Annotated in this window: 5 protein-coding genes; 1 reads left to right on the forward strand and 4 read right to left on the reverse strand. The window is 44.9% G+C overall.

Features of this window, described 5'->3' with window-relative positions; all coding sequences use genetic code 11:
* Positions 1 to 26: 26 nt before the first annotated feature.
* The 3 genes from J7E85_RS32725 to J7E85_RS32735 all read right to left on the reverse strand — a co-directional run bounded on the left by J7E85_RS32725 (position 27) and on the right by J7E85_RS32735 (position 4,301).
* Entirely contained in the window at positions 27 to 2,423 is a 2,397-nt protein-coding gene (locus J7E85_RS32725; protein ID WP_215164130.1) for a DUF4179 domain-containing protein, read from the reverse strand.
* Positions 2,420 to 2,947 (reverse strand): sigma-70 family RNA polymerase sigma factor, encoded by a 528-nt coding sequence (locus tag J7E85_RS32730; protein ID WP_215164131.1) that lies wholly within the window; start codon positions 2,945 to 2,947, stop codon positions 2,420 to 2,422. Before J7E85_RS32730 ends, J7E85_RS32725 begins: the two co-directional genes overlap by 4 nt.
* Before the next feature lie 442 nt (positions 2,948 to 3,389).
* Entirely contained in the window at positions 3,390 to 4,301 is a 912-nt protein-coding gene (locus tag J7E85_RS32735) for an SMI1/KNR4 family protein (protein ID WP_215164132.1), read from the reverse strand.
* Between the two features lie 333 nt (positions 4,302 to 4,634).
* Between J7E85_RS32735 and J7E85_RS32740 the strand changes: the two genes are divergently transcribed.
* Positions 4,635 to 6,080 carry a DEAD/DEAH box helicase gene (locus tag J7E85_RS32740; RefSeq protein WP_215164133.1) on the forward strand — a complete coding sequence of 482 codons (1,446 nt, stop codon included), beginning with the start codon at positions 4,635 to 4,637 and terminating at the stop codon, positions 6,078 to 6,080.
* Between the two features lie 89 nt (positions 6,081 to 6,169).
* Here the strand turns inward: J7E85_RS32740 and J7E85_RS32745 are convergent, their stop codons facing one another.
* Positions 6,170 to 6,658 carry a hypothetical protein gene (locus tag J7E85_RS32745; protein ID WP_215164134.1) on the reverse strand — a complete coding sequence of 163 codons (489 nt, stop codon included), beginning with the start codon at positions 6,656 to 6,658 and terminating at the stop codon, positions 6,170 to 6,172.
* Positions 6,659 to 7,040: the final 382 nt, after the last annotated feature.

The following is a 7,040-nucleotide window of genomic DNA, read 5'->3' on the forward strand; positions in this document are numbered from 1 at the left end:
ACAACATGCCTTATATGCTAAGTCTGTTACTCTTGAATTCCCCCTTTCGGGATCAGCTCCAGCTTCCAGAACTCGCCTTTATGGTTGACTGTCCCTTTAATCCCCATTAGACCTTTTTTGGTAAACGTATATACATTTAGCTTGACGTTCACCTCATATCCTTTCAGATCAATACCAAATACTTGTTTGACGGTCGAACTTACCTTCGCTATGGCTTGTTCTTGCGTGTAGAGCGGTGTTGCATACTTCTTCTGTACTGCATGCTCATCGCCAGGGTAATCATTTTTGTAGCTCTGTTCGACCGACCATACTTGGTTCGTTCGTACACCTACTCTTGCGAACAGACTCATATCACGACCAAGCTCCCATACATGCTCTTTCGGTGTCATTCGCTGCGTAATATTGGTGATTCGCAATGGTTTGCCTTGCGAAAAATCTTGATATGCCTGTTCGGCAGCAGCTTTAACCTTCGCGTCAAACTGTCCTAGCGTATGGCTTATCGAGGCTTCATCCACCTTGCCCGTCATCGCATCAATGACGATTTTGGCCTGCTCATTTTGGATAACCCACCGATTATTCTCCCTGGACTTATCCCGAATAGCCTCCTTGAACACGATTGGTTGTTCAGTCTTCATCTGACGCAAGGTTTCTTCCACCGTCTGACGCAGTTTCTCATCCAATTCGTTGTATGGAATGACACGGTGCACGATGATCGGCATTGCCGTCGCCTTTTCCACAATGACGATACTACCGCTGTTATCCTTCGTATACAGGAACCATCGGTCTGAAATATCCGCGACGCCGAACAACTCTGACGGCTTATCTGGAGCCAACTCACGCATCGCCTGTTCTGCCCTCTTCACGATGTCAGGTTTCAATTCTACCACTGTCATCTCGTATACTGATTCATTGTTAATTGGCGGGAGCGGCTCTGTTGATGGCACGAGCGGAATGCTCCAGTTGACCGAAGCAATCTTCGTCCGTGTATCCAAGAACAACACTAGGCTGTCAGGCATCGACGTCTGATCTGCGAAGAAGAACAATGTACGATTGCGATAATTTCCTTGCGCATCTTGCTCCAGCTCCGTCACTGATTCCACAGGAATCTCCTTCCCCTGCCCGTCCTTGATACGCCACTGCAGATCAAGTGTATCAGAACCAAGTTGCTGATCGGCCTCCAGTATCCAACCCTTTCCCTCAAAAGCGCTGCGGCCATCCTTCATCTGCTCAGATGCCACTTCCGTCTTCGTCCGCACTTTAAAAGTGATGCTCTTCCCATTCACCTCCTTCTTGAGCGGTTCTTTTACGAGCGCCTCTGGACGGAGCGCCACAGATACCTCCTTGGATGCTCGTTCCAGCCAATATATTGAAGTTACATCCAACGTCAAATCCTCTTTGTCCTTAAAAGGCAAGAAGGGATGCCCATATGTCATATGACCCATCTCTCCTTCACCACTCCAGAAGTTCTCAATGACATTGGTGTTTCCTGACCCTAAGTCCTTTCGGTTCAGACCATCAAACGCCGCGACTACATTGCCTCCGCCATCCTTCACCTCATAGCGAAACATCGGCTCGTTCTTCTTCCCGCTTCTCCATGCTTGCGTCTCATTGACTTGCAGCACGAGTTCCGATTTGCTCGGCCCGTGGCGAATCTGGTTAAAGTCTACGCTAAAACCCATCGGAGAGACATACCGCTTGTTAATGGGAACAATAACCGTAGAAGTCTTCGCCTTGGTCAAATCGATCGGTACATCCAAGTGCCATTTCCCATATGTCTTACCGATCTGGTTAATGTCGAAGCGTACAACAATCTCGTCTGGTAAATCGGACATGGACTGAAGCTCTTGACCAGAAACAAGATCGTCGAGGGACAGGGTTAATATTCGGTCGTTCCCCGCACGTATTTGCTGTAGGTGCAAAGGAAGCACCTTCCCTTGGCTGTCCACAACTTCATATCGATTTACATATGGATCATCATCAGGCCCATTCGGAATGAACGTATCGAACAGCCGATCCGAATCTATGGGCTTCCCGTCTTGCTCCACACCATATAGGATCGAAATGCGGAACACATCATGAATCGCCTCTTTCACCTTAAGCGTGATTCCTTGGTCGGTTACCTGCTTGTTGATTGGCTCCGCAAAGCCCTCATCCGCTGCTTTTTTCAAGCCATCATCCGTCTTGTTCAGCGAGAACCACGATTTCACGTACTCTGCGAATGCAGGAGACGCAACCGCTCCCAATGCAACAGCCAGCACAAGACCCGCAGCGGTGATGCCCGTGACTTTTATGACTTTCATAACCCCGCTCTTTCGCTGAAGCTCCCGCTTCGCTTGCTGAGCCCCCAATATGCTGCGCTCATGCAACTCCTTCGGAATTTCGATTTTCTCTATTTCTTTCATGATTGGATTGCGTTGGCTCACGAGATTTCACCTCTCTTCAGACTCTTCCGCAACTTGCTTAACCCTCGATATAATATCGTTTTCGTCGAACCCAAGGGCAGTTCCAACATGTCCGAGATTACTTGAAACGTATACCCTTGATAAAATTTCAGTATGATAACACTTTTCTCGTGAGTATCCAGTTCGTCGAGCAGTTCTTGTAAAGTTATCGAGAGAGGAATGTCCTCCTCACAGGAACTAGCGACTTGTTGCTCGGTGTATTCAGGTGGCAACGGAATGCTCTTTTTCCGCTGCCTCAATATATAAATAGACCGGTTAATCGCAATTTTGAGAATCCATGTCTTGAAATATTGCGGTTCTCGCAGGCTGTCGATTGATTTAAAAGATTGATATGCTGTGTCTTGAACGACATCAAGCGCATCATCCTTGTTCTTCAAATACATGTAGGCTATCCGGTAAATGGATTCTTCGTGCTGCTGGAACAACTCAAGAAATGCCTTGTCGTTGCCCTTCTGCGCTTTCTTCACGAGCTTATGTAAATCCATGTGGCATCGTTATCTCCCTTCCCTCTTACTTAATTAGAGTACGATAAAGAGATTTTGGCTTTACCTTTCATAAAAATTATTCATGTTGCCGAACCCAGACCTATACACCTTCATGTTGGTGAGCCAAAAAAAGCCACCCCGAAGTTAAGGCTGTTGAAGAACTTGCATTTGTTCGGGGTAGTCCTACTTTAGACGATGCATATATTGGGTTGGAGGAACGGGGGAATAGAACATTACACCTGGAGAAATAGAAACCCCCTCCTAGGCCATTGGATATCTAGTCCAATACGCACCCATGAGGGGGTTCCATTTTTTCTTAAATCTTAATAGTTGTTCCTCGCCGCGAAGGGAAGAAGTAAGTCCTATTCGTAAATATCATTCCCAAGACATTTCCACAAGAAAATTTTTCGCCGTTATTTGTGATACGGTGAATATAACCATACTATGGCTTGGCATCGTAAATCTCCTCATCCACCAATCCGCGAATAAAGATCTCAAAGGTTGGGGCAAGTCTGATAATCTTGTAATTGTTCTCTTTATCCACATGAATCACCTCGGGTTCGCCGTCATTTCCGGAGGAACGGTAATCCAGCATCACTACCTCTGACTCAGAAGGACAATCACAAATCACCACGCCAACTTCTGGGAACCCACCATTCTCAGTAACAAACCGGCTGCCTAAATCTCCACACAACGAATGTCTCTTCTCCCGTCCGATTCCCAGAATACCTGAAATCCTAATATGCTCTTTTGCCAAGGAGACTGCTTCCCCTGTAGGGAAACACCTATTTTGGGGAATACCCCCGTTATGTAACTTCATCATATTAATATAGAAAGCTGGCAACTTAAAGACCAGTTCTTCTTCCACGGAAGCAATGAGCTCGTCTGTGGGCGTGTCAGAAACATATTTTTCTAAGGCATGCTCGCTGTCATCCCAAAAGTTCGTGAAATCGAAATCGGTATCAAAATCAAACTGCACACTGGATTCTTCTACAGGCTTCTGAGGCGTTTTACTCCGGATCCATTCCAGGAACTCCAAGGTATCCTCATCCCCGGGGTCTAACTGATCTGAGATTTCAAATTCTCTTAAGGCATCATCATATTGGTCCAGATAGTAATACGCAAGCCCTATGCGGTAATGCCAGAGCGGATCATCTTTACCTTCTTCTTTAATGGTTAAAAACTGTTCAACCGCCTCTTCGTAACGTTCGAGATTATTCAGCGCTCTGCCTAAATGACTGATCAGGTCATAATCCCGCTCCTCCGCAGGAATCTCCATAATTGCATCTACAATCTCTTCGTATTCATCTTCCTCATGCCACTCTTCGAGCTGTGTCAAAAGATCTTCTCTCATGATTTCCGCCTCCCACTTTAAATCCTTTTTGAAATTATACCATTTCCGGTAAAGCCTTCTCCAGCACATCTGAGCTTGCAGCGCTTACTTATTCCCTTAGACATGATTATGCTCCATTTGAATCTGTTTTTTTAGTCCCCTCAAGTGGGACGACCCCCACCCTCGGCATGCAACCTTGGGTCTCATATCGTTCACAGCGTGGTATATCACAAGAGCAGTGTATAAAGTCCAATAATTAGAATGAGAATCCAGTATAATAAATGAGCATACTGTAAATGTACGGTGGAAGCCTGTATATATAGGTATTCGAATTTAGCGTAGAAGAGGTTGAAGATGAGTAAGAGACATTTTACAGATTATCAATTAAGCGAAGAGATTGTGAAAGCACTGAATAGCTTGGGTTATGAGACACCGACAGAGGTTCAGACGGAAGTCATTCCAGTTGCGCTTGAGAAAAGGGATCTTGTTGTCAAATCGCAAACAGGTAGCGGCAAAACAGCCGCTTATGGTATCCCGCTCTGCGAGCTAGTGGATTGGAATGAGAATAAGCCGCAGGCATTAGTCCTGACGCCAACCCGCGAACTCGCGTTACAGGTCAACGAAGATATAACGAATATTGGGCGCTTTAAGCGGATCAAAGCAACACCTCTTTTTGGGAAACATCCTTTTCATATACAAAAAGCCGAGTTAAAGCAAAGAACGCACATGGTTGTTGGTACGCCGGGACGTGTGCTGGACCATATTGAACGCGGATCGCTATCGCTAGAGCGGATTGCCTATCTTGTCATTGACGAAGCAGATGAGATGTTGAATATGGGCTTTATTGAGCAGGTTCAGTCGATCATCCAAGCGCTGCCTCGTGACAGGGTTACCATGTTATTCTCCGCTACGTTTCCTGAGGATGTGCTCAAGCTATCACGCAAGTATATGGTTAATCCTGCCCAGATTGAGATCAAAGCGAACGGTCTAACGACGGCCACGATTGAACACGCTCTAATCCAGGTGATGGAAGCGAACAAGTTGGCGCTGCTTCAGGACTTGCTCATTGTTGAGAATCCGGATAGCTGTATTATTTTCTGCCGTACGCAGGAGCATGTGGATAAACTATTCAGAGAAATGGCTGATCTCGGCTACCCATGTGATCGTATTCATGGTGGGATGGAGCAAGAAGAGCGATTCGAGGTCATGAATGCATTCAGAAGGGGACAATTCCGTTACTTGATTGCGACGGATGTAGCCGCCAGGGGTATCGATATCACGAATATTACCCATGTTATTAATTACGATATTCCACTTGAGAAGGAAAGCTATGTTCATCGCACGGGACGTACGGGACGTGCAGGCAAGACGGGTAAAGCGATTACCCTCGTCACGCCAAGGGATGTCAAACGATTAGCCGAGATTGAGACGTATATTGGATTCGCGATTCCGAAAATAAAAGCTCCCTCCGAACAGGAAGTGGATCGCCATAGAGAAAATTTTGAACAGAAACTAAAGTTTAAGCCTGAACCGAAAAAAGATAAGCGCGAGCAATTAAACAAGCAAATTATGAAGCTTAACTTCAATGGCGGCAAGAAGAAAAAGCTAAGAGCCGTAGACTTTGTTGGGACGATTGCTAAGCTTGACGGGGTAACTGCAGACGATATCGGGATTATTACGATCCTCGATTTTGTGACCGATGTTGAGATTCTGAACGGTAAAGGACCGCTTGTGCTTGAAATGATGCAAAACACGACGGTCAAAGGCAAACTGCTAAAGGTGCGCAAAGGGAATAAATAAAAAGTTGAATTTGACATAACAAGGGTGATCTTAGCCATGTGCTGAGGTCACCCTTCTGTATTGGACTCGTGTAATCATTTATTTGATTGTTAATAACTTGTGAACAATGCAATGAACAGGAGCATGAGCCATATAAAAAAAGTCGCTCCACAGATGATAATTTCAATAAAATGAATCAGCATCAGCTTATGCTCGCCCTGTTTTGCCTGGCGAATCCCGAAAAAATCATTATGCTGAATGATATAGATAAACCCACTGAAAAAAACTAATCCTGACAAAATAAACGTTCCCGTCGGTAAACCCATTACATATCTGGGATTCCCGCTTGTCTCCAAACTGAGCATAATCCCAAATTGCTTAGATAGTAAAAATGTCAGGACAATGATAATAAACAGAATCAGCGGCACACTGAAGGGATGTTCTCTATAATCGATTAGACGCAGGAATTTCCGAAGTTTATGGCTTCTACGTTGGAAATCCTCATCATCTTTATCCCCGCCCTCATCCTGCATGATATAGAGAAACGATAATCCGATCATTCCCAAGAATATAAGTAGCTGAAGAAGACGTACTGCCATTCCGGAATCAAAGATGAAAATGATTACTAACATAACAAGGAGAAACATGACTTCCAATTACCTCTAATTTCCCCCATATGTTATTGATGAATACTCGATTATCTCTTCGTGACCTTGGGCGATTCATCATTTTATTCTCTATCTGAGCTGCACGCTTTCTTTTACACTGGATGATCAAATAAGCACAAAACGTTAAACATATTCCACAAATTATATAGATAAATGCTTCTCTCGGGTAAGTAGAATATGAATCATAGTTATCCACGATCCAGAGGCCATCCATAACGATACATAAAATTCCGACTATATAAACTGAACTTTTGATTTACAGACGGATGCAAAGGCGGTCAATAGTCTCCATCCGGTGGATATTGACTCGTCT

Source organism: Paenibacillus sp. ISL-20 (genome assembly GCF_018613005.1).
GTDB lineage: Bacteria > Bacillota > Bacilli > Paenibacillales > Paenibacillaceae > Paenibacillus_AQ.

Coding starts and splice junctions, on each gene's coding strand:
- J7E85_RS32745 (WP_215164134.1), bottom strand. CDS start 6,658: ATGGCAGTACGTCTTCTTCAGCTACTTATATTCTTGGGAATGATCGGA.
- J7E85_RS32740 (WP_215164133.1), top strand. CDS start 4,635: ATGAGTAAGAGACATTTTACAGATTATCAATTAAGCGAAGAGATTGTG.
- J7E85_RS32730 (WP_215164131.1), bottom strand. CDS start 2,947: ATGGATTTACATAAGCTCGTGAAGAAAGCGCAGAAGGGCAACGACAAG.
- J7E85_RS32735 (WP_215164132.1), bottom strand. CDS start 4,301: ATGAGAGAAGATCTTTTGACACAGCTCGAAGAGTGGCATGAGGAAGAT.